This is a genomic window from Lentzea alba (genome assembly GCF_011067745.1).
In the GTDB taxonomy this organism is placed as follows: Bacteria; Actinomycetota; Actinomycetes; order Mycobacteriales; family Pseudonocardiaceae; genus Lentzea; species Lentzea alba.
On record NZ_JAAMPJ010000002.1, the window covers coordinates 257,584 to 277,799 of the forward strand.

Sequence of the window (20,216 nt, forward strand, 5' to 3'; positions counted from 1 at the left end):
AAACCGCCTCACCACCCTTCGTAGGGCATCCGTGAGATGCCGAAGCTTCCGGGTGAACCACGGCTTAGGTCGTGGAACGGTGAATCACCGTTACGGCCGGGCCGAACGTTCACCCGGTTCGCCTACATCGGCATGTGTTTCGTGGGTGGCGGCGTCGGCTTGCTGATGAACCGGGTGACCGGGCCTTCCTTGCTCATGCCCTGCTGGTCGAGGAACTGCGACAGCTGGCCGCGCACCTGGGCGAGCGTCGGACGGCGGCCCGGTTCCGGGTCCATCGCCGCGAGCAGCAGCCTGGCGTGCGCGCTGTTCTGCGGCAGCTTGGTGATCGGTTCGCCCTGCGCGGCGGCCATCAGCGAGGAGATCGGGTTCTCCCGCGAGCCGCGCGGCGGGTGGCCGGTCAGCGCGTAGGAGACCGTCGCGGCCAGCTGCCAGGAGTCGGACGCCGGGGACGCCGTTTCGCCGCGGGCCGTTTCCGGTGCGAGGAAGTCCGGGGTGCCGACCATCATGCCGGTGGCCGTGAGGGTGCTGTCGCCCTTGGAGCGGGCGATGCCGAAGTCGATCAGGTGCGCGGTGCCCTGGTCGTCGACGATCACGTTGGACGGCTTCACGTCGCGGTGCAGGACACCGCGGTCGTGCGCCGCCGCCAGCGCGTCGGCCATGTTCAGCCACAGGCGGGCGGCGAGCTTGTCGTCGATCAGGCCGTTCTTCAGGACCGTCTCGGACAGCGAGGCGCCCTCGATGTACTCCATGACCAGGGCCAGGCCGTCCGGGTCCTGGACGATGTCGAACACCCGCACGCAGTTGGGGTGCCGGACCGCGGCCAGCGCGCGGGCCTCGCGGAGCATGCGCGCCTCGGTCTCGTTGTCCGGGGCGTGCGCGAGCTTCACCGCCACCGTGCGGTCGAGCTGCTCGTCGACGGCCAGCCAGACCGTGCCGAAACCACCGGCGCCGAGCTGGCGGACGCGGCGGAACCGGCCGTTGCCGGGGTTCCAGACCTTGCCCGACTTCTGCACTGGCGCGGGCGCGTCGGCGTTCGCGGCACCAGGTCCGAACGGCAGCGGGCCCGGCGTGTCGGCGAGGACGGCAGGCTGGGACGGCTGCGGCGGCTTGGGCTGCGGCAGGACCTCGGCGACGCGGGTCGGCGGGTACTGGCCGGGAGGCGGAGGCGGCGGCTGGTTCACCGGGCGCATCGGCCGGTTCATCGGCGCCGGCTGGTACTTCGGCACCTGCGCCGGCTGGTACGGCGGCGGGTTCTGCGTCGGCTGGTGCTGCGACGGCTGATGCGGTGGGGGCTGGTGCTGGCCCGCCGTGATCGGCTTGGTCGGCGCCTTCTTCTGGGGGTTCTGCGGCACCTGGGGCTGCTGCGGCGTGCGCGCCACCGGCTGCGGTGGCGGCGGGTTCTGCGAGTTCCGGTCCTGGGACCGGTCGCGGCCGGGGCGGTTGAGCATGGCGGTAGTCAACCCGAAAATCCGCACGACGATTGAGCCGATTATCGCAATCGGTAGAAACCCGAGGAGTACATGACCCACGAGCGTCACGGGCAGTGCCGACGTGGCTGCGAGCAGCACCAGGAACGGCGGCCAGAACACGCGGCGCGGCCAGTTGGGCCCGAGCCGGAACGCCGAGCCCGACTGCAGCATCACGAACAGCAGGCACAGCAGCGCCAGCACCACGGTGATGGCGGCGGCGACCAGGAAGACGATCGACTGACCCGGCCGCTGGACCACGCTGAGGATCGACGGCGTGCTGTCCACCAGGTAGTCGCCCTGCCGCAGCTGGCCGAAGCAGGTGACGTCGTCGAGCGAGCCGGAACCGGGGATCGACCGTTTCTGCAGCCCCTGCACGGTCCCGCGCATGATCAGCCACGGCAGCACCAGACAGCTGGCCACGCCGAGCACGGCGAAGATCGCGCCCGTCACCGCGCCGTAGGAGTTGCCGACGACCCGGCGCACCGCGATGGACAGCAGCGCCCCGATCGTGGGGAACAACCCGAGCACCGCGCCGAGCGCTGTGGTGGTCCACACCCAGTCACCGGGGCAGACACTCGCGCCCACGAAGCCGTGCAGCCACGTGAGCAAGGACTCCGCGAGCCCCACGCCCACACCACCCCTTCCGCGATCACCCCCAGCCTAGGCGTCCCGACAGCCTACGGTGCGTAATTGGTCTGCGGTTGACGCCACAGCAACCTCTTGCACGATCACTGCGTTGTACCTCTGACTATCACGCGTTCGCAGTAATCCGGGGTGCTGTCACCCTCTACAACGCGGCGGAACCCCGCCCCGTTGACCACCGTCGCGCATCGGCCTCGCAGGCCCTGGTCGGAGCGTGATCAGCTCTGCCAGGGTGTAGGTCCATGAGGATCGTTGCCCTGCTGGTCAGCGCGTGATGGACGACTTGTCGGCCAACCGCGGACGCGCCGCGTTGCGCGCCGGCAGGAGGCCACGCCCGTTCCACCGCGGCGAACACCTGATCACCGCGGGCACACCGAGCGACGAGGTGCTGTTGCTCGAGTCGGGCCTGGTCAAGGTCGTGCTGCCGACCGGCGCGGCCCGCGATCCCATCACCGGCCTGTACGGCCCGGGCGATCTGCTCGGCGAGATCGGCGTGACCAGCGGCGCCCGCCGCAGCGCTCACGTGATCGCACTCGTCACCGGCGCGGCGTGGCACGTCGCGGGCAGCCACTTCCTCGCCCTGCGCGACGGCGACCCGGACGTCCGGAGGCTGGTCGACGAGACCTGGCGCAAACGACAGCGCAACGCCGACGACAACCAACTGCGGCAAACGCGCACAGGCGCCGCTCGGGTCGCCATGTGCCTGCTGTCGTGGGCACGCGAGTTCGGCACGGAGAACGACCGCGGTCTCGAACTGCGCGGCGTGAGCCAACAGGACCTGGCGCACGCCGTGGCGATGTCGGTGAAGACGATCGAACCGTTCCTGCACGCGCTGCGCGATCGCGGCCTGCTGCACACCAGCCGCCTCTGCTACCGGCTGCCGGCCCCTGATCTTCTTGGCCATTTCATTGCCACCGCGGATGGCATGAACTGACCACTTCTTGCCCCTGGTTTCCGGGAGAGCGCACCCGCCCCTGCCACCACACTCGCTGTTCCCGCGAAGATGGAGGCAGCGAGTGAATCCCGTTCCGCAGCACCGCGCGTTGCTCGGCGTCGACGTCATCGGCTCGGCCCGCCTGCCCGCCTACCTGATGAACGCAGTCCCGGGAACGATCTCGAAGCTGGTCGACTCCGCACTGGAGCAGAGCGGAGTCGAGCCGGACCACGTGCTCTCCGTCGAGTCGCCGGGCGACGGGGTCCTGATGGTGCTGCCGAGCGGACAACTCGGCGCGGTCCTCGACGCGGCCGTGCGGCTCGACCAGCTCACCATCGACCACAACCGGTGGAGCAAACCGGAAGTGCGGCTGCGCGTGGCCGTGCACGTCGGCCCGGTCGGCGACGACGGCTTCCACCGAGCCCGCATCACGCACACCCGCCTGCTGGACGCACCGGAGTTCAAGGACCTGCTGAAACGCTGTAAGGACGAGGGTGCAGAAGAGACCGCGACCACCGCGTTGATCGTCTCGTCCGAGGCCCTGGACACGGCGTTCAGCGGCGACCACACGCAGGTGGCGCGGCGCGGTGACTTCGCGTCCTTGCCCGTGGCGCACAAGGAGTACCGGCACGACGCGTGGGTTCGCGTGCCGGGCTTCGACCCGCGCAGCCTGGCCGGGTTCGTCGGTGCCGCGAGCGCGCCAGAACCCGCTGCACGCAACCAGAACATCGCGTACGGCGCCATGAGCGGTGTCCAAGCCGGGAACGTGGGCGGCGACCTGAACTTCCACGGGGGTCGCCGGCGATGAGCGAGATCCAGGAGAAACCCGCGGAGACGGCACCGCTCTCTCCGGACGAGCCTCGGTACCTGCTCAACGTCGCACAAGGCGACATGAGCGGCGTGCAGACCGGAGACGTCAACGGCGATGTCAACTACTACGGCAACTCGAAGGCCAAGCCGGAAACCGAACTGCGCGCCCGGTACGCCTCACCGGAGGAGGTCCTGGACGCGCAGGAGCTCTTCGTGACGCCAGGCGGCTTCGCGTCCGCGCGCGCCGCACTGCAGGCGAACAACGCGGTCGTCCTGTGCGGGAAGGGCACCGGTCGGACGCACGCCGCACGTCGGCTGCTCACGTACGAATCCGGCCTGACGACGTTCGTCTACCTGAACCGCGCCCGGCCGCTCGATCACCTGCAACCCGACGAGCTGGACGAAGGCACGGCCTACCTGCTGGACCTCGGCGGCACGAACGACCGGCCGATCACCGACTGGGCTTTCGAGCAGGGCCTGAACGTCATGCGGCAGGCCCGCTGCCTGCTCGTCGTTCTTCTCGACCATCGCGAGCAGACGCCCGTGACCGCCGCGCGGCACTCGTACACGCTGGAAGCGCCCCCGCCCGTCGAGGTGGCGCAGGCCGCGCTCCGACGCCTTGAGGACGTGGACGAGGCCATGCTGCAGGTGGTCAAAGCCGATCTGGCGCCGGCGCTGGAGGGTGCTTCGCCGGACAAGGCGGTGTTCGCCGCGCGCCTCGCCGTGGAGGTGCACAAGAACCAGCTCACGGTGACCGAGGCCCTCGACAAGCTGCAGGAGGAGGCCACGGACGCCGTCGCCCACTGGTTCGAGAAGCTCGACGTCCGGGGACACGCCTACTCGTTCGCGGTGGCGTTGCTGGAGAACCACCCGTACGAGCACGTGCTGAGCCGCGGCTGGATCCTGGACGAGCGGATCCGCGCGGCGGCGCTGCCGATCGACAAGAACCTCCGGCCGCGGGGAGTCCTGGAACAGCCGAAGATCAAGTTGTTGCACGACATCGCAGCGGCCACGGAGATCCGCAAACACCCGACGATCGTCGGCCAGACCGAGGAGACGATCCGGTTCCAGCGGCAGGACTGGGCCACCGCCGTCTTCACGTACATGTGGCAGCAGTACCCGGCGGCGAGGGAAATCCTCCGCAACTGGATGTGCGACGACACCTCCGAGGAAGCGCGCGACGCGGTCACCAGAGCGATCTACGCGATCGTGACGACCGTTCCCGCGCGTGAACCTCTTGCACTCGTGGAACACCTCGCCTCCCAAACGGCCGTCGGCCGCCGCACGATCGCCGTCGCGACGCTGGTGCGTCTCACCGAGAACGCCCGGATGCGGGGGCCCGCCGAACAGGCGATGCACCAGTGGGTGGAGGACGGCTACGCGTATCCGTTGTGGACCGTCGCGAGGGTCTACTCGACCCCGGCACCGCATCGACCGCCACACGCGGTGCTCGACATGTTCACCAAGATCGGGAAGTCGAAGAAGTACACACCGCAGAACGCCGTTGTGGCAGGTGTGCTTCCGCTGCTCCTGGACGAGAGCACCCAGCAGGTGGCGCTGGACACCGTTGTGTCCTGGACATCGCCGAAGTACCGCAGGACCGGACTGCCGAGGGTCGCGATCGGACTCGCCCTGTGGGTGATCGGGTTCTACAAGCAGTCCCGCGCCCTGTCCGTCGTGCTCAACGCTCAGCATCCGAACGCGGTGCAGATCCTGCTCGATCACGTGCTGAACGACGACATGTTCGGCCCGTACGTGCTCCGGCGCATGGCGGACAGGGCGAAAACGGCAACCTGGGACGACGACGACGCCACCGAACTCGTGTGGTTCGCCCAGCTGGTCAGCCCGGAGCTCGGCTGGTGGCGACGACGTGCGGCGGTGCGGCGACTGTGTCGCCGGTATCCGTACATGCGGTCGGCCATCCGCCGGATCTTCCGGGTCGCCAGACGGGTTCAGCCGTCGTAGATGCCGTGCTCCGCCTCCGCCCGCGAGCTGCCCTCCCCCGCCGACCCGCTCGACGCCCTGACGGCCGGATCCACCGCCACCGGCAGCTCACCGAGCCCGGCGAGGAACTCCACGGTCCAGAGGTGCCGCGCGGACGGGTTGGCCTCGGTGAAGGAGTCGCCGAAGCCGTAGGTGGCGACGCGGGCGTCCTTGGAGCCGTGCATCTCGACGGTGATCCGCGAGCCGAGCAGGCCCTTCTCGCCGGGTGCGCAGGCCAGTTCCAGGCGGGCGCGGATCCACTGCGGGACGGTGGCGGGGTCTGCTTCCAGTTCCGCGGAGATCGCGGTGCAGGAGGTGCCGTGGGCGCGGGCGACGAAGGCGGCGCGGAAGACGACGAGCTCACCGGCCGTGCAGCCGGTGAGAACGCGCGCTTCGACAGCTGTTTCCGTGGTGGAGACGACGGGGCGGGCGGCCGCGCACCTCGCGGCAGGAGCCTCGGTCGACGCCGCTGCTCCTCCGGAGGTGACGGCCACGAGTAATAACGCGGCGACCACTGATCTCATGCGAGAAAAGCTATTTGCGGTCGCCGCGTTCCTCACCGAACTTCACCCCACAGATGGGTGAGGGCGAAACGCCAGGTCGTCAGTGGTCGTGGTGGTCGCGGTCGTGCTTGGGCGCGAACGGCTGGTAGATGTAGAACATCGTGACCGGTTCATCGCCCGCGACGGTCTCGTGGTCGACGCCCGGCGGCACGAACGCGTAAGAGCCCGCGCCAGCCTCGAAGCCACCGATGCTCACCGTGCCGTTGATGACCCACGTGTGCTGCGTCGCCGACGGGTGGTTGTGCCCGACATCGCGTGCACCCGGTGCCATCTGGATCAGGCCGACGATCGTGTCGCCGTTGGGGGACTTCCACAGCAGCTTGTTCTGCAGTCGTTCGTCGCCGTGCAGCGGGAACGACTTCAGCTGGGCGAGGGCCTCAGCGGACAGGACCGTGACTTTGTCCTGCGGCGCGTCGCTCATGGGCACAGCCTTTCGGGAGCCGAACGGGCTTACAGCCGTTGTATAGCCGAACGGGCCGCCCACATTACGGTGGACGGCCCAGTCGGCTCAGCTCAGCTGCACTTGTTCTCGGCGTTGAACAGCAGGAACGTCACGAGCTTCCCGTCGGTGAAGTGGAAGCTCAGCACCGTGCCCTGCTGGTCGGGCACCGGCACGTCGTAGGTCTTGTCGTCCCGCTGCGCGAGCGTCGGGTAGGCCGCCTTGACCTGGTCGACCGTCGCACCCTTGCCCACGCCCTTGGCCGCGGTGGCACCCGGCGGCGGCACGATCATCCGGATCTTGTCCCCGGCGAACAGCACCCCGCCGTTGGCCTCACGGGCCTCGGCCCGCTTGGCGATGCGCTCCGTGGACTCCGCGATCAGCTGAGTCGCCTTGGCCCCCACCTGAGCCGCGTTGGCGAGCTTCTCCGCGTGGGTGGCGTATTCCTCGGCACTGGCGTTCGCTCCCGGCGCGGGCCCGACAGCGGCGTCGGCCTCGTCCGCGGCCTTCTGCGCGGCCTCGTACTGCTTCTCCGCCTCGATGTCCGCGGCGAGCTGCGCGGCGTCCGGCGCCGGCGCGCCCTGGTAGCGGTAGTCCTCGCACGTCCCGGACTTGCCCGCGCCCGTGGCGGCGAGCTCACCGGTGGCGAGTGCGTCCTGCTTGGACATGCCGGGCTTCAGCTTTCCCCAGCCCGTGACGTCGAAGTGCTTCTCCTGCACGGCCTGCTGTTCCGCGGGCGTGCAGCTGACGGCGGCGAGTGCCGCGGCCACGACGACTACCGCCTTCAATCCCCCATTGTTTCTCACGCGCACACGGTATCCGGCAGCGCGGCAGAACCCGAAGGTGTTTCACAGCATCTCCACACACTCGCCGCAAAGTCCACTTCGGACGGTGCGTGGCTGCTGGCCGGCCACCGAGGTGGCCGGCCATCACGAACCTCGTCACCACTTGTCGGAGGTGACGATCGCCTTCAGCTGGTCGAGGGTCAGCGGCGACTGCGGCGAGAGGATTCGACCGCCCGGCGCGAAGGTCACGGTACCGCTGGGGTCCTCCTGGTTGCTGACCTTCAAGAGGATCATCGTCCCGTCGGGCCGCTTGACGCACGCCATGTACGCCACCGCGCCGACATCCGGCTGCAGGGTCCCGGTCGCCAGCCGGGAGCCGTCGGGCAGGGTGCTGACATCACAGACCATCGGGCGGCCACGGTCGCACCACTCGCCGGGCTCGGACTCACTGGGGTGCACAGTCAGGAGCCAGCTTCCGGTGATGCCCGCGGAGGTAAGAGTCCCGGCGACCATCGCGCCGATACCCGGGCCTTCCAACTTTGTCACGGATTCCCCCGATTGCTTGGACGGGGAAGGCTTCGGCACGGACCACTTGTCGGTCACCTCGAACGTCGCGGTGTCGCCGAGCACCACCCTGAACCGGGCGATCAGGTCATCCGGCGAGATGGGGACCGAGCTCTGCGTGGTCGACGGGGAGTTGGCCGGCGGGCTGGCAGCGGGCGTGCCGGAGCCGCCCGGCCCGAGCCACACCGCACTCGCGACCAGGGCCGCCACCGCGACGACGGTGGCCGCGACGGGTACCAGCCGCACGGCCCGCCGCGGCCGCACGACCGGGGCCATGTCCGCGGCCGTGCCCGCGGTCGCGGCGTCGGCGCGCCGATCCAACTCGGCGAAGGCGTCGTGGAGGGTGCGCAGGTCACTCATGAGGTCTCCTGAAAGTTGGGGGCGCTGGCGGTGAGGTCGATGCGCAGAGCGTTGAGCGCTCGATGGATCTGACTGCGCACGGTCGGTTCCCGGCACCCCAGCTGTGCGGCGATCTCCCTGTCGGACAGGCCCGCGTAGTAGCGCAGGACCACGGCCGCCCGCTGCTTCCTGGGCAGACCGGCGAGGCGGCGGATCATCGCGTCCCGCTCGGCCCACTCGTCCGTGCCGTCGGAGATCACCACCGGCTCGACCTCGGCTCGTGGGGACGTGCGGGTCAGCCTTCTGCGCCAGGACAGGAACTCGTTGACGACCATCCGCCGCACGTAGGCGTTCGGCTCGGCCATCCCCGAGATCCGTTCCCAGCGTTCGAACGCCCTGCCCAACACGTCGCTCACCAGGTCCTCGGCCAGCCACGTCTGGCAGGTCAGGACCGTGGCGAACCGCATCAGCGCGGGACGCTGCCTTGCCACGTACTCAGTGAACTCCACCGGCAACTCCCGATCGTCTACTCGATTTCGCACCCCTAATGAAGAAGTGACCCCAGACGTTGCATCCGGTCTCCCAACATCTGTGGAGAGTCTCCACGCCGCACCCCGGCTGCCTCACCTGCGAAAGAAAAGGCCGTCCACTCAATGTGGACGGCCTTTCGTGCGGTGGGCCTGACCCGGCCAAGCGCTCAGACCACCGGACCGCCCGTGTTGCGAATCATCTGCTGGAGCACCTTCAGGGCAACCACGTAGTCGGCGTCGTCGATGCCCTCGTGGATGCGTTCGCGGATCGCCGGGGCGTGCTTCTTGAGGTCCGCACGGGCTTCATCTCCCGCATCGGTGATCCACAGCCGTCCCTCGTCATCACGGGTGAGCCAGCCTCGTTCCAGCAGGACTTCCGCCTCCGCCTCCAGGTCGTCCTCGGCTCTGAGGTAAGTGCTCATCGCCCGCTGGAGCTCGGGGATCGTCATCCCCTGGCCGTCGGGTGAGATGTCGTTCTCCGACAGGTTGCGCAGCAGCCAGTACTGAGGCTGGGTGAAGCCGAGCTCGGCCTGCTGAGTCCGAGTGAACGCGATGAGAGCCTCGTAGGCCACTCCGGTCCAGTACGCGGCGGGCTGGACCGCGAGTTCGGCGTCGGAAAGGTGCTGCCTGGTCATATGAGCCGCCTCCGGTGAAAGATCACTGACCAGGAGACCGTAGAAGCTCAACCAAGGTCGAGGTCAAGAGAACCCGACCGGGCAGCGTCCTGAATGCACGCAGTCCTTTGTGGACCTGGAGCCACCGCATGAGAACCCCGACCTGCCGGTCGACCTACGGGGGTCCGGGGGCTTGCCCTCGGCGTGGGGTTTGGGGCTCGGCCCCCAGAAAACACTTCGGGCCGAGGAGGTCTGCGCTTTCTGCAGACACTCCTCGGCCCGAGGCACTAAATGGAGCTGAGGGGAATCGAACCCCTGACCTTCTCGATGCGAACGAGACGCGCTACCAACTGTGCTACAGCCCCTTGCGGTGTTACGAGAGAACTATAGCAGGGGCTGGAGGGGTGTTTTCACCACCCCCACCTACGCCCCGACAGCACCTCGGTACCGCAGCGACTCCAGTCCCTCTAACTCGACGAAGACCGGGTCCTCGTCGTCGGAATCGACCGGAATGGTGCCCGGTCGCACGTGGTGCTCGTAGCGCGGCAACGGTGGCAGCGCCGGCCTGTCGTCGACCACCTCGACCTCGGTGGTCTCCGCCATCTCGACGGGCGAGGTGGTCGGCTGAGCCGGAACGACCGGGGCTTGTTCGGCCTGCTGCGGCTGCGGGCCCGTCGCACGGCGGCGGCGCACCTGCTGCAGGCGGGCGAGCCGGCGCGCGCGGATCTCCTCCTCTATCCGCACCTGCCGGCGCAGGTAGGTCAGGTAGCCCACGAGCAGGAGGTCCAGTGCGGCGTGGCCGTACCAGAGCTTCGCGTAGAACACGCCCGCGACGATTCCCGAGGCCACGGCGGCGACCAGCAGGAACGCCACGACTCTGCGGCGGAACGCGTACTTGGCCTGCGCGACCAGGGCCGCGCTCTCCGGGTCGTAGCCGCCACGGCCCCGCCGGAACGGGCGTTCGACGTACTCCTCCTCGTCGAAGTAGTCGTCGTCGATGTCGTGGATGTCGTCGTACTCGGCGTCGGGCATGGCGTCGTACTCCTCCCCCACGCTGCGCGCACTCTCCTGGCGCTTGCGGGCCATCATGGGGACGAGGACCACCAGCCACGCCACGACCAGCGCAACGATGATCAGCGAACTCGGCATTCCCCGTTCACCTCCCCCGGCCCACGCGTGGTGCTGTCACCACGCTAGTCACAACAGTCACACCTGTGTCGGAGGCTCGCCGAGCGCGGTGCGTACCAAAGTGTGGTGTATCACCCACTTTTGGGTGAAGTGATTAGAGCGAACGGACGCGAACGTCAGGGAAGACGGGCCTCTCCGCGTGCGACCAAACGGTGCACTAGGCCATCAGGGACCTCTTCGGTCGTGAGCGCGAAGCAGAGGTGGTCGCGCCACTGTCCGGCAACATCCAGATAACGCTTGAAGAGGCCTTCTTCGCGGTAGCCGGATTTCGTGAGCACGCGGATCGAGGCGCCGTTCTCCGGTCGCACGGTCGCTTCGAGCCGGTGCAGACCAGCGTCGCGGAAAGCGTGGTCGGTGAGCAACGCGACGGCCGCCGTTGCGACGCCTCCGCCCGCCCGATCAGCGGCCACCCAGTAGCCGATCCAGGCGGACAGCAGGGAGCCGCGCACGATGTTGCCGACGGTGATCTGACCGGCGATCTCGCCGTCGACCAGGATCATGAACGGCAGCGTGGTGCCGCGCCGGGCCATGGCGCGCAGCGACGACCACTGCGCGGGCCAGGAGAGCGTCGCGTTGCGCTCGTCCCAGCCCTCCTGCGCGGTGGGTTCCCATCGCTCCAGGTAGTCGCGGTCGCGGATGCGCAACCGGGACCACTTGCCGCCGTCGAACAGCCGGGGTCCGCGCAGGGTCACCGTTCCGGCGCGCACCTCGACGGGCCCCAGCCGGACGGGCCAGCCGGGGTGACGTCCCATGTCCGAGAAGGCGCTCATCAACCCCTCTGGGCGAGGAAGCTGACGAGCACCTCTTCACCGACCGAGACCTCGGTGACGTCCTCGTCGACCATGATCAGGCAGTTGGCCTCCGCCAGTGACGCGAGCAGGTGCGACCCGGACGTGCCGAGCGGCTGCACCAGGTACTCGCCGTTGTCCGCGTCGCGCAGCAGCTGGCCGCGCAGAAAGCCGCGGCGGCCCTTCGTCGACGACAGCGGCGAGAGCAGCCGGGCCGACACGGCGCGGCGGTACGGGTTCTTCTTGCCGAGCGCGGCCCTGATCAGCGGCCTGACCAGCACCTCGAACACGACGAGCGCACTCATCGGGTTCGCGGGCAGCAGGAACGTCGGCACGGCGTCCGGGCCGAGCCGCCCGAAGCCCTGTGCCGAGCCGGGGTGCATGGCGATGCGGGTGACGTCCACGTCGCCGAGGTCGGCCAGCGCGGCCTTGACCTCGTCACCGATCGCGCCGCCCACGCCACCGGCGACGATGACGATCTCGGAGAGCAGCAGCCGGCCCTCGACGACCTCGCGCAGCCGGCGCGGGTCGGCGGACATGATGCCGACCCGGCTGACTTCCGCCCCCGCGTCCCGTGCGGCGGCGGCCAGCGCGTACGAGTTCACGTCGTAGACCTGGCCTTGACCGGGCGTGCGGTCGACGTCGACGAGCTCCTCGCCGAGCGAGATCACCGACACCCGCGGACGCGGGTGGACGAGCACCTTGTTGCGCCCGACAGCGGCCAGCAAACCGACCTGAGCAGCGCCGATGGACGCACCGCGGCGCACCGCGACGTCGCCCGTCTGCACGTCCTCGCCGGTGCGGCGGACGAACCCGGCGGACGGCACGCTGCGGTTCACCGTGACCTTGGCGTGGTGGCCGTCGGTGTAGCCGAGCGGCACGACGGCGTCGGCCAGCGTGGGCAACGGCGCTCCGGTCGCGACCCGCACCGCCTGGCCGGGCTGGAGCCGGCGCGGCTGCCGGGACCCGGCCGGAATCTCGCCCACGACCGGGAGCTGGACGGGGCTCGCGTTCGCGCCGGACACGTCGACGCTGCGCACCGCGTAGCCGTCCACCGCGGCCTGGTCGAAGCCGGGCAACGCGCGTTCCGCGACGACCTCCTCGGCGCAGAGCAGGCCCTGCGACTCCGAGATCGCCACCCGCACGGGCGCGGGCCGCACCGCGGCCGCGATCACCCGAGCGAGTTGCTCGTCAACTGACCTCATGTGATGGTCCTCGCGCCCAGAAGGGATTCAGTCAGGAGTTGTCGAGGCGTTCCCGCAACCACTCGCGCAGATCGGGTCCGTACTCCGGGGTCTTGAGTGCGAAGTCAACCGCAGCGCGCAGGAATCCTGCGGGATTGCCGAGATCGTGTCGCCCGCCGCGGTGCACGACGACGTGCACGGGGTGACCCTCCGCGATCAGCAGCGCGATGGCGTCGGTGAGCTGCAGTTCACCGCCCGCACCAGGGGTGATGCGCTTGAGAGCGTCGAAGATGGCGCGGTCGAGCAGGTACCGGCCGGCGGCGGCGAACGTCGACGGCGCGTCCTGCGGCTTGGGCTTCTCGACCATGCCGACGACCTGCTTGACGTCGTCGCTGCCGGTGTCGCGGACGTCGAACACGCCGTACGCGGAGATCTGCTCGCGCGGGATGTCGAACGCCAGCAGGACGCTGCCGCCCTTCTCCTCGCGGACCTTCGCCATCTTCTTGAGCGCGTCGGTGGGCAGGATGATGTCGTCGGGCAGCAGCACCGCGACGGCCTCGTCGTCGCCGGTCAGGTTGCCCTCGGCGCAGCCGACCGCGTGCCCGAGGCCGAGCGCCTGCTCCTGGATCGCGGTCTCTGCCTTGATCAACTGGGGCGCGCGCCGGATCTTCTCGACCAGGTCGGCCTTGCCGCGCGCGGCCAGCGTCTGCTCGAGCTCGGGGTTCGCGTCGAAGTACTCGGCGACCGACGCCTTGTCCGGCGAGGTGACGATGACCAGCTTCTTCGCGCCGGCTTCGGCCGCTTCCCTGGCCACGTACTCGATGGCGGGGGTGTCGACCAGCGGCAGCAGTTCCTTCGGCACGGCTTTGGTCGTGGGGAGGAAACGGGTGCCCAAACCGGCCGCGGGCACGATAGCGGTGTGGAAGGCGCTGCTCATGGGCTGCGATGCTAACGACATACCGGGGGTTACCCAGCATGACGTCCGATCTTCGTGACCGTAAGGCCACGTTGCGTTCACGGTTGATGGCCGCGCGGCGGGCCGTGTCGCCCGAAATCCGTGCTGTGGAGGCGGCGGCGCTGGCGGCGCACGTGGCTGCTTTGGACGTCGGCGCTGATGACACCGTGTGCGCGTTTCTGCCGGTCGGATCGGAGCCCGGTGACGCGACGTGGCTCGACGGCCTGCGCTGCCGGGTGCTGCTGCCGATCGTGACGGGCGACTCGCCGCTCGACTGGGCGGTCCACACCGGACCGGACGGGCTCGTCCCCGCCGCGTTCCGGTTGCTCGAACCCTCCGGTCCCCGGCTCGGCGCCTCGGCGATCGCTGGAGCCTCGCTGGTGCTGGTGCCCGCGCTGGCGGTGTCGGTGTCCGGGGTGCGGCTGGGGAAGGGCCAGGGGCACTACGACCGGTCGTTGCCGCTGGTCAAAGCCCCGCTGGTGGCTGTCGTGCGCGACTCGGAGGTGCTCGCCGACGTGCCCGCGGAGCCTCACGACGTGCGGATGAACGGCGTGCTGACCCCCTCGGTGGGCCTGCGGTGGCTGTGACTTTGACCGGGTGTGTTTGCGCTCCGGGAAGGTCCTGAGCGAAAATCGTGTTGGCACTCACAACGCCCGAGTGCCAGATCTAGGAGCGAACCCAGTGCCTACGTACCAGTACGCCTGCACCGCGTGTGAGCACCGGTTCGAGGCTGTGCAGTCGTTCAGCGACGCCTCCCTCACCGAGTGCCCGGAGTGCTCGGGCAAGCTGCGCAAGCTCTTCGGCGCCGTCGGTGTCGTGTTCAAGGGCAGCGGTTTCTACCGCACGGACAGCCGCTCGGGCTCGTCCAAGAGCACGTCGTCCACGACGACGTCCTCCACCACCTCGGAGACGAAGTCCTCGGACAAGAAGTCGTCCTCGGACTCGAAGCCCGCGAGCAGCGCACCGGCGGCCGCCGCCAGCTGAAGATCGCGAGTTGTCCACAACTTGCGGCTGAGCCCCCTTTGACGTGCCCCGACGGCCCTACCGTCGGGGCATGACTCTTTCCACCACCTTCCTCGACCGCCTCCGCTGCCTGACCCGCCGCCGCCCTTCCATTGCGTGGCGCAGGTTTCTGGCCCTGGGGCTGGCGCTGCTAGCCGTGTCGACGAGCTTCTGGCCCGACGTGGGCCATCCCGCGGTCGTCGCCTCCCGCGACCTGCCGGCCGGAGTGCCGCTGTCGTCCGCGGACGTCCGCCTGGTGTCGCTGACCACGCCGATCTCCGGTTCGTTCCCGGGAGTCGACGCCGTGGTGGGCCGAACCCTGCGCGACGCGGCGCGGGAGGGCGCCCCGCTGACGGACTTCGATCTTGCCGCCACCTCGGGGGATCAGGTCTCGGTGGCCGTGCGAGTGGCTGACCAGGGCCTGGCCGACGTGGTGCGGATGGGCGACCGCGTCGACGTGGTGTCGCCATCGGCGGAAGTGCTCGCGGAGAACGCATCCGTGCGTGAGACACGAGGACAAGTCGTAGTCCTCACGTTGCCGAGACTTAATGCCAACCGTGTGGCCGCGATGTCACTGGATCATGCGTTAGCCGTTACCCTCCGCTGATGCTGAAGGGTTTCAAGGACTTCCTGATGCGCGGAAACGTCGTCGACCTGGCCGTGGCCGTGGTCATCGGCACGGCGTTCACCGCGATCGTCACCGCGTTCACCACGAGCCTCATCAAGCCGCTCATCGCTTCGCTCGGCGGCGCCGAGACGAAGGGTTTGGGCTTCTACCTCCGAGAGAACAAGGAGGACACGTACCTCGACTTCAGCAACATCATCAATGCGGCGATCAACTTCGTGATCGTCGCGGCGGTCGTGTACTTCGTGCTGGTGCTGCCGATCAAGAAGATCCAGGAGCGCCGCAAGCGGGGCGAGGAAGCGGGCCCGGCCGAGCCCACGGACGTCGAGTTGCTGATCGAGATCCGCGACCTGCTCGCGGCCCAGCAGAACCAGCAGCCGACGCTGACCACCACCACCGACGTGCGCGGCCCGAAGATCTGACGCTCACGCCGGACAAGCTGAGACAACAGCACCGCGTGGCGACGCCGAGACGCACACGCCGCGCGGTGCTACCCGACGAACCGGCCGACACGGCAAGCCGAACAGCGCATGCCGCGCTGGGTGCACCCAGTGTGGTGCCGCGCTGGGCGAGGCGCGGAGGGGTTGGCAAGAGCGCATGTCCCGGCGGGCACCAATCGGCTGCGTAGCGGTTGGGCGCCCACGCGTCGCGATTGGGGCTTTACCTTGAAGGGGCGGGATGCTTCCCTCGTGGGCTCGGCCGGGGCGCTTTGATCCCCGGCTTTTGAGGCCGATTCAGCGTCCCGCCAGAGGCTCGAGGCCAAGCCCCAATCGCAATCGTCGCGAAGCGGCGATGCACTCCCACGCCCTCGGTAAGGCCCGCGCAACCACCTTCGCCAGGTGACTGTCCGCCCGCAGGGCGACCCCTCCGCTGGAACGTGACCAGCCCTCGCAAGGCGACCACCCGTTCGGAACGCGACCAGCCCCGCAAGCCGACCCACTCGGCCAACTCACCCAGCAGGCAACAGCTCAGCCACCGTGATGCGGCGGCCGATTCTCCCGATACCAAGCCTCACGGTCCCCAGAACCGTCACCAGAAGCCGACCCACGCTCATCCGACGTGGTCTCCGGCAGCACGTCCCCGAACACCTCAGCCAACCGACGGCGACGCTTCACCGCGTCGTCGTCGGCCGGCTGAGACTGCGAATCACTCTTCGTCAAGACCGCTCAGCTGCTCGATCACGTAGGGCACCAATGCCGACAGCGTCGCCATGCCGTCGCGGACCGCGGAGCGCGACCCGGCGAGGTTGACGACCAAGGTGCTGCCGGAGACGCCGACGAGACCGCGCGAGATGCCCGCGTCCACCGCGCCCGCGGCAAGACCGGAGGCACGGAGTGCCTCGGCGATGCCGTGGATCGGGCGGTCGAGCACGCCCTGCGTTGCGTCGGGGGTGACGTCGCGCGGTGACACGCCTGTGCCGCCCACGGTGACCACGAGGTCGACGCCACCGATGACGGCCGTGTTGAGCGCGGCCCGGATGTCGACCACCTCACCCTCGACCGCGACGGTGCCGTCGACGATGAAGCCCGCTTCTTCGAGCAGTTCGGTGACGAGAGGGCCGGAGTTGTCGTCCTGCTCGCCGTGCGCCACCCGGTCGTCCACGATCACGACCAAAGCGCGGCCAAGGCGCTGCGCGCTGCGTTCCATACCGATCACCGTAGCGGGAGTCGGACTTCGAAGCGGCAGCCAGGACCGTGGTTCTGGACGCTGATCCTCCCGTGGTGCGCGTCGACCAGGCCCCGAGCGATCGAAAGTCCCAGTCCGGCACCGGAGGGATTGCGCGCGGACGAACCGCGGAAGCCCACGTCGAAAACCTGTGGCAGCACGTCATCGGGTATGCCGCCGCACGCGTCGTCCACCCGCACCACCGCGTCGGGTCCGTCCACATCGACCTGGACGGCCACCGCGCCACCCTCCGGTGTGTGCCGAATGGCGTTGGACACAAGGTTGCGCACAACACGCATCAGTTCCGGATCTGAGCCCCGTACGACCGGCCATTCGCGAGCGTCGGCGCGCAACTCCACGCCCTTCAGAGCAGCGACCGGACGGGACCCGGCGACCACGTCGCTCACGACGTCCGCCAGTCGCACGTCGTGCATCGTCAGCTTCAACGCGCCGGCGGTGATCCGCGAGAGCTGGAAGAGGTCGTCCACGAGCTTCGACAGGTGATCGGCTTCCAGAGCGATCTGCTTCGCGTACACGGCGACCTCGCCCGGCTCGGAGACGACCCCGTCCTCCAACGCCTCGGTCATCGCCCGAATACCGGCCAACGGCGTCCGCAGGTCGTGACTGATCCACGCGACCAGCTGCCGCCGCGCCGCCTCGGCCTCCCGCTCCCACACACTGCGCCGCGCGATCGCACGGCCCAGCATGATCGACAGCGGCACCGTGATCACGCCGACCACCGCGCACACCACCAAAGCGGCCGTGAGCATCGGCGTGAACATGAACTTGCCGACCGCGAGCACTCCGGCGATGGTCGCCACCACCGGCACGATCACCATGACGGTCATCGCGGTGGTGAGCGAGACGCGGCTCAGCCGATCGAAGACGTTCACAGCGAACTTCTGTCGTAGCGGTAGCCGACGCCCCACACCGTGCTGAGCCGCATCGGCTTGGCCGGGTCCTTCTCGATCTTCTCCCGCAACCGTCGCACGTGGACGGTCACGGTCGACTGGTCCCCGAACTGCCAGCCCCACACCCGCTCCAGCAGCTCGGTCCGGCCGAAAGCCCGGCCGGCATGAGCGATGAAGAACGCCAGCAGGTCGAACTCGCGGGTCGTCAGCTGCAACGGCATGCCGTCCAACGTCGCCGTGTGCGCGGCCACGTCCAGAACGAGATCGCCGTCCCGCACCACCCGCGGCTCGTAGGCACGCGAAGCCCGCCGCAACACCGACGAGACCCGCAACGCCAGCTCACGAGGGCTGAACGGCTTGGTGACGTAGTCGTCGGCCCCGATCTGCAGCCCGGCGATGCGGTCCTCCTCCTCGCCCAGCGCCGTCAGCATGACCACCGGCGTGCTGCCGCGTTCCCGGATCCGCCGGCACACCTCGAGCCCGTCGATCCCGGGCAGCATCAGGTCGAGGACCACGATGTCCGGCTCCTGAGCGGCCATCGACCGCAGCGCCTGCTCCCCGTCCCCGGCGAGCTCGACCTCGTACCCGGCGTGTTCGAGGTAGCGGCGCACCACGTCGCGCACCGTCGTGTCGTCGTCGACGACCAAGACCCGTTCCACCACGTCACCAACGCTAAGCCAAGAACACCGGCCCGGCTGAGATCCGTCACGTGGCCGTAAGAAAACCCTCCATCATGGCAAGGAATGGAAGCCCGAAAACTGCACGGACCGGTGAACTTTTGCGTTCGGACGCTTGCTTCACTGTCCCGCGATGAGCACAGTCCTCCAGGCATATCGGTTCGCCCTCGATCCGACGCCGCAACAGCAGGCCGACCTGCGGTCGCATTGCGGCGGACAGCGCTACGCCTACAACTGGGGACTCGCGCGGATCAAGGCGAACCTCGACCAGCGCGCAGCAGAGAAGACCTATGACATCCCCGACGACCAACTCACCAAGGCGTTGCGCTGGTCGGCCTACAGCATGCGCAAGGACTGGAACCAGGCCAAAGACGTGGCTGCACCCTGGTGGAACGAGAACTCCAAGGAGGCTTACTCGTCGGGTCTGGCCAATCTCGCTACCGCGCTGACGAACTGGCAACACTCACGTACCGGTGAACGGCGAGGTCGCAAGCTGAACTTCCCGACGTTCAAGAACAAACGCAGCACGCCGTCGTGCCACTTCACCACGGGAGCGATCGGCCTCGCCGACTCGGATCGACGGCACGTGAAGCTTCCACGCATCGGCACCGTTCGCACCCACGAATCCACGCGCCAGCTCGCCCGACACGTCGAACGCGGAACGGCTCGTATTCGATCAGCGACCGTCTCCACCGATCCGGCCGTTGGTTCTGCTCGTTCTCGGTGGAGATCACCCGGACCGACCCAAAACCTTCACAACCCAACGCGGTGGTCGGTGTCGACCTTGGAGTGAAGTCGCTGGCGGTCCTGTCCACCGGGCAGGTCATCCCCAACCCGAAACACCTCGAAGCCGTACAAAAGACACTGCGCCGTCTAAATCGTCAGGCCTCCCGACGCATCGGCCCTGACAAACGCACTGGGCAGAACCCCTCAAGCCGATGGCGCAGCACCCAGAACCGTGTAGCGAAGCTACACACCAGGGTCGCCAATGCACGACGAGACGGACTGCACAAGCTCAGCACCAGTCTTTGCCGCACGTACGGCACGATCGTGCTGGAAGACCTCAACGTCTCCGGTATGATGCACAACCACCGCTTGGCACGTCACATCGGCGGGGCTGGGATGGCCGAACTACGACGGCAGATCGACTACAAGACCACCTGGTCAAACAGCCGGCTTGTCATTGCAAGCCGCTGGTACCCGTCTTCGAAAACCTGTTCGGACTGCGGTGCGGTGAAAGCCAAGCTGCCACTGCGCGTCCGTGTGTTCCGCTGTGTCGAGTGCGGCTGCGTGCTCGACCGCGATCTCAACGCCGCCCGCAACCCCGCCGCACTCGTTGACGAGATACCGGGTGGCCAGTCCACGGCGAGTTGCGCCGGGACGTTAAACAAGCCCGATGGAAACCCATGTAAGACCCGGTTTGCTCGGGCTGCGGGTACCGCCACGGGAAGACCCGCGCCAACCGGCGCAGGCCAACGTCGCCGCCACAAGGCGACGACTGCCTGAAGTCGTGAATTCGAGCCAGGCAACGGCAGGTGCGCACAGGGCA

General features: G+C 68.6%; 23 protein-coding genes and 1 tRNA gene. 9 read left to right on the plus strand and 15 right to left on the minus strand.

Annotated features, from left to right (window positions below):
- Nucleotides 1–122: 122 nt before the first annotated feature.
- On the minus strand, nt 123–2,096 hold the full coding sequence (locus G7043_RS09500; RefSeq protein WP_166045215.1) for a serine/threonine-protein kinase: 1,974 nt from the start codon (nt 2,094–2,096) through the stop codon (nt 123–125).
- A 289-nt stretch (nt 2,097–2,385) separates the two neighbouring features.
- On the opposite strand from G7043_RS09500, the gene G7043_RS09505 reads away from it, so the two are divergent.
- From G7043_RS09505 to G7043_RS09515, 3 genes are all read left to right on the plus strand, one after another.
- Complete coding sequence (locus G7043_RS09505) at nt 2,386–3,045, plus strand: Crp/Fnr family transcriptional regulator (protein ID WP_242642155.1); 660 nt, start codon at nt 2,386–2,388, stop codon at nt 3,043–3,045.
- A gap of 82 nt (nt 3,046–3,127) precedes the next feature.
- Nucleotides 3,128–3,853, plus strand: coding sequence for a hypothetical protein (locus G7043_RS09510; protein ID WP_166045217.1), 726 nt, complete (start codon nt 3,128–3,130; stop codon nt 3,851–3,853).
- Nucleotides 3,850–5,820, plus strand: a complete 1,971-nt coding sequence (locus G7043_RS09515; protein ID WP_166045218.1) for a hypothetical protein — start codon at nt 3,850–3,852, stop codon at nt 5,818–5,820. Before G7043_RS09510 ends, G7043_RS09515 begins: the two co-directional genes overlap by 4 nt.
- Here G7043_RS09515 and G7043_RS09520 read toward each other — a convergent pair.
- From G7043_RS09520 to G7043_RS09570, 11 genes are all read right to left on the minus strand, one after another.
- Nucleotides 5,808–6,362, minus strand: coding sequence for a hypothetical protein (locus G7043_RS09520; protein WP_166045219.1), 555 nt, complete (start codon nt 6,360–6,362; stop codon nt 5,808–5,810). The two genes, G7043_RS09515 and G7043_RS09520, sit on opposite strands and share 13 nt — an antisense overlap.
- 79 nt (nt 6,363–6,441) lie before the next feature.
- Nucleotides 6,442–6,822, minus strand: coding sequence for a cupin domain-containing protein (locus tag G7043_RS09525; protein WP_166045220.1), 381 nt, complete (start codon nt 6,820–6,822; stop codon nt 6,442–6,444).
- Nucleotides 6,823–6,914: 92 nt separating this feature from the next.
- On the minus strand, nt 6,915–7,646 hold the full coding sequence (locus G7043_RS09530; protein WP_166045221.1) for a hypothetical protein: 732 nt from the start codon (nt 7,644–7,646) through the stop codon (nt 6,915–6,917).
- 135 nt (nt 7,647–7,781) lie between these two features.
- Nucleotides 7,782–8,549, minus strand: a complete 768-nt coding sequence (locus G7043_RS09535) for a hypothetical protein (protein ID WP_166045222.1) — start codon at nt 8,547–8,549, stop codon at nt 7,782–7,784.
- Nucleotides 8,546–9,043, minus strand: a complete 498-nt coding sequence (locus tag G7043_RS09540) for a SigE family RNA polymerase sigma factor (RefSeq protein ID WP_166045223.1) — start codon at nt 9,041–9,043, stop codon at nt 8,546–8,548. Before G7043_RS09540 ends, G7043_RS09535 begins: the two co-directional genes overlap by 4 nt.
- A gap of 182 nt (nt 9,044–9,225) precedes the next feature.
- Nucleotides 9,226–9,693 (minus strand): MarR family winged helix-turn-helix transcriptional regulator, encoded by a 468-nt coding sequence (locus G7043_RS09545; RefSeq protein WP_166045224.1) that lies wholly within the window; start codon nt 9,691–9,693, stop codon nt 9,226–9,228.
- Nucleotides 9,694–9,964: 271 nt separating this feature from the next.
- A tRNA-Ala gene (locus tag G7043_RS09550) sits at nt 9,965–10,037 on the minus strand.
- 58 nt (nt 10,038–10,095) lie between these two features.
- Nucleotides 10,096–10,821, minus strand: a complete 726-nt coding sequence (gene sepX, locus G7043_RS09555) for a divisome protein SepX/GlpR (RefSeq protein ID WP_166045225.1) — start codon at nt 10,819–10,821, stop codon at nt 10,096–10,098.
- Nucleotides 10,822–10,976: 155 nt separating this feature from the next.
- Nucleotides 10,977–11,630, minus strand: coding sequence for a GNAT family N-acetyltransferase (locus G7043_RS09560; protein WP_166045226.1), 654 nt, complete (start codon nt 11,628–11,630; stop codon nt 10,977–10,979).
- Nucleotides 11,630–12,853, minus strand: coding sequence for a molybdotransferase-like divisome protein Glp (gene glp, locus G7043_RS09565; protein WP_166045227.1), 1,224 nt, complete (start codon nt 12,851–12,853; stop codon nt 11,630–11,632). The genes G7043_RS09560 and glp overlap by 1 nt, the downstream gene beginning before the upstream one ends.
- Nucleotides 12,854–12,884: 31 nt before the next feature.
- Nucleotides 12,885–13,769: a UTP--glucose-1-phosphate uridylyltransferase gene (locus tag G7043_RS09570; RefSeq protein WP_166045228.1), complete on the minus strand. Its 885-nt coding sequence runs from the start codon at nt 13,767–13,769 to the stop codon at nt 12,885–12,887.
- 38 nt (nt 13,770–13,807) lie between these two features.
- On the opposite strand from G7043_RS09570, the gene G7043_RS09575 reads away from it, so the two are divergent.
- The 4 genes from G7043_RS09575 (at nt 13,808) to mscL (ending at nt 15,836) form a co-directional block, all read left to right on the plus strand.
- The gene (locus G7043_RS09575) at nt 13,808–14,374 is read left to right on the plus strand and encodes a 5-formyltetrahydrofolate cyclo-ligase (RefSeq protein ID WP_166045229.1); all 567 of its coding nucleotides are present in this window, start codon (nt 13,808–13,810) and stop codon (nt 14,372–14,374) included.
- 94 nt (nt 14,375–14,468) lie between these two features.
- A complete protein-coding gene (locus G7043_RS09580; RefSeq protein WP_166045230.1) occupies nt 14,469–14,771 on the plus strand; it encodes an FmdB family zinc ribbon protein in 303 nt (100 codons plus the stop codon).
- A 70-nt stretch (nt 14,772–14,841) separates the two neighbouring features.
- Nucleotides 14,842–15,396: an SAF domain-containing protein gene (locus G7043_RS09585; RefSeq protein ID WP_166045231.1), complete on the plus strand. Its 555-nt coding sequence runs from the start codon at nt 14,842–14,844 to the stop codon at nt 15,394–15,396.
- Complete coding sequence (gene mscL / locus G7043_RS09590) at nt 15,396–15,836, plus strand: large-conductance mechanosensitive channel protein MscL (RefSeq protein ID WP_166045232.1); 441 nt, start codon at nt 15,396–15,398, stop codon at nt 15,834–15,836. The genes G7043_RS09585 and mscL overlap by 1 nt, the downstream gene beginning before the upstream one ends.
- A 724-nt stretch (nt 15,837–16,560) precedes the next feature.
- Here mscL and G7043_RS09595 read toward each other — a convergent pair.
- From G7043_RS09595 to G7043_RS09605, 3 genes are read right to left on the minus strand one after another with little or no spacing between them, the layout of a single operon-like run.
- Entirely contained in the window at nt 16,561–17,061 is a 501-nt protein-coding gene (locus tag G7043_RS09595) for a MogA/MoaB family molybdenum cofactor biosynthesis protein (protein ID WP_045311897.1), read from the minus strand.
- A gap of 5 nt (nt 17,062–17,066) precedes the next feature.
- Nucleotides 17,067–17,927: a sensor histidine kinase gene (locus G7043_RS09600; protein ID WP_166045705.1), complete on the minus strand. Its 861-nt coding sequence runs from the start codon at nt 17,925–17,927 to the stop codon at nt 17,067–17,069.
- A 41-nt stretch (nt 17,928–17,968) separates the two neighbouring features.
- A complete protein-coding gene (locus G7043_RS09605; protein ID WP_313887772.1) occupies nt 17,969–18,652 on the minus strand; it encodes a response regulator transcription factor in 684 nt (227 codons plus the stop codon).
- A gap of 148 nt (nt 18,653–18,800) precedes the next feature.
- Here G7043_RS09605 and G7043_RS48175 point away from each other — a divergent pair, with 148 nt between their 5' ends.
- Both G7043_RS48175 and G7043_RS09610 read left to right on the plus strand, forming a co-directional pair.
- The gene (locus G7043_RS48175) at nt 18,801–19,460 is read left to right on the plus strand and encodes a helix-turn-helix domain-containing protein (RefSeq protein WP_242642082.1); all 660 of its coding nucleotides are present in this window, start codon (nt 18,801–18,803) and stop codon (nt 19,458–19,460) included.
- Complete coding sequence (locus G7043_RS09610) at nt 19,391–20,173, plus strand: RNA-guided endonuclease TnpB family protein (protein ID WP_313887773.1); 783 nt, start codon at nt 19,391–19,393, stop codon at nt 20,171–20,173. The genes G7043_RS48175 and G7043_RS09610 overlap by 70 nt, the downstream gene beginning before the upstream one ends.
- Nucleotides 20,174–20,216 lie beyond the last annotated feature (43 nt).

Excerpts from the sequence above, each read along its gene's own strand:
- G7043_RS09505 (WP_242642155.1), top strand. The coding sequence starts at position 2,386 with ATGGACGACTTGTCGGCCAACCGCGGACGCGCCGCGTTGCGCGCCGGC.
- G7043_RS48175 (WP_242642082.1), top strand. The coding sequence starts at position 18,801 with ATGAGCACAGTCCTCCAGGCATATCGGTTCGCCCTCGATCCGACGCCG.
- mscL (WP_166045232.1), top strand. The coding sequence starts at position 15,396 with ATGCTGAAGGGTTTCAAGGACTTCCTGATGCGCGGAAACGTCGTCGAC.
- G7043_RS09520 (WP_166045219.1), bottom strand. The coding sequence starts at position 6,362 with ATGAGATCAGTGGTCGCCGCGTTATTACTCGTGGCCGTCACCTCCGGA.
- G7043_RS09535 (WP_166045222.1), bottom strand. The coding sequence starts at position 8,549 with ATGAGTGACCTGCGCACCCTCCACGACGCCTTCGCCGAGTTGGATCGG.
- glp (WP_166045227.1), bottom strand. The coding sequence starts at position 12,853 with ATGAGGTCAGTTGACGAGCAACTCGCTCGGGTGATCGCGGCCGCGGTG.
- G7043_RS09545 (WP_166045224.1), bottom strand. The coding sequence starts at position 9,693 with ATGACCAGGCAGCACCTTTCCGACGCCGAACTCGCGGTCCAGCCCGCC.
- G7043_RS09600 (WP_166045705.1), bottom strand. The coding sequence starts at position 17,927 with ATGACCGTCATGGTGATCGTGCCGGTGGTGGCGACCATCGCCGGAGTG.
- G7043_RS09525 (WP_166045220.1), bottom strand. The coding sequence starts at position 6,822 with ATGAGCGACGCGCCGCAGGACAAAGTCACGGTCCTGTCCGCTGAGGCC.
- G7043_RS09515 (WP_166045218.1), top strand. The coding sequence starts at position 3,850 with ATGAGCGAGATCCAGGAGAAACCCGCGGAGACGGCACCGCTCTCTCCG.
- G7043_RS09570 (WP_166045228.1), bottom strand. The coding sequence starts at position 13,769 with ATGAGCAGCGCCTTCCACACCGCTATCGTGCCCGCGGCCGGTTTGGGC.
- G7043_RS09575 (WP_166045229.1), top strand. The coding sequence starts at position 13,808 with ATGACGTCCGATCTTCGTGACCGTAAGGCCACGTTGCGTTCACGGTTG.
- G7043_RS09595 (WP_045311897.1), bottom strand. The coding sequence starts at position 17,061 with ATGGAACGCAGCGCGCAGCGCCTTGGCCGCGCTTTGGTCGTGATCGTG.
- G7043_RS09585 (WP_166045231.1), top strand. The coding sequence starts at position 14,842 with ATGACTCTTTCCACCACCTTCCTCGACCGCCTCCGCTGCCTGACCCGC.
- sepX (WP_166045225.1), bottom strand. The coding sequence starts at position 10,821 with ATGCCGAGTTCGCTGATCATCGTTGCGCTGGTCGTGGCGTGGCTGGTG.
- G7043_RS09560 (WP_166045226.1), bottom strand. The coding sequence starts at position 11,630 with ATGAGCGCCTTCTCGGACATGGGACGTCACCCCGGCTGGCCCGTCCGG.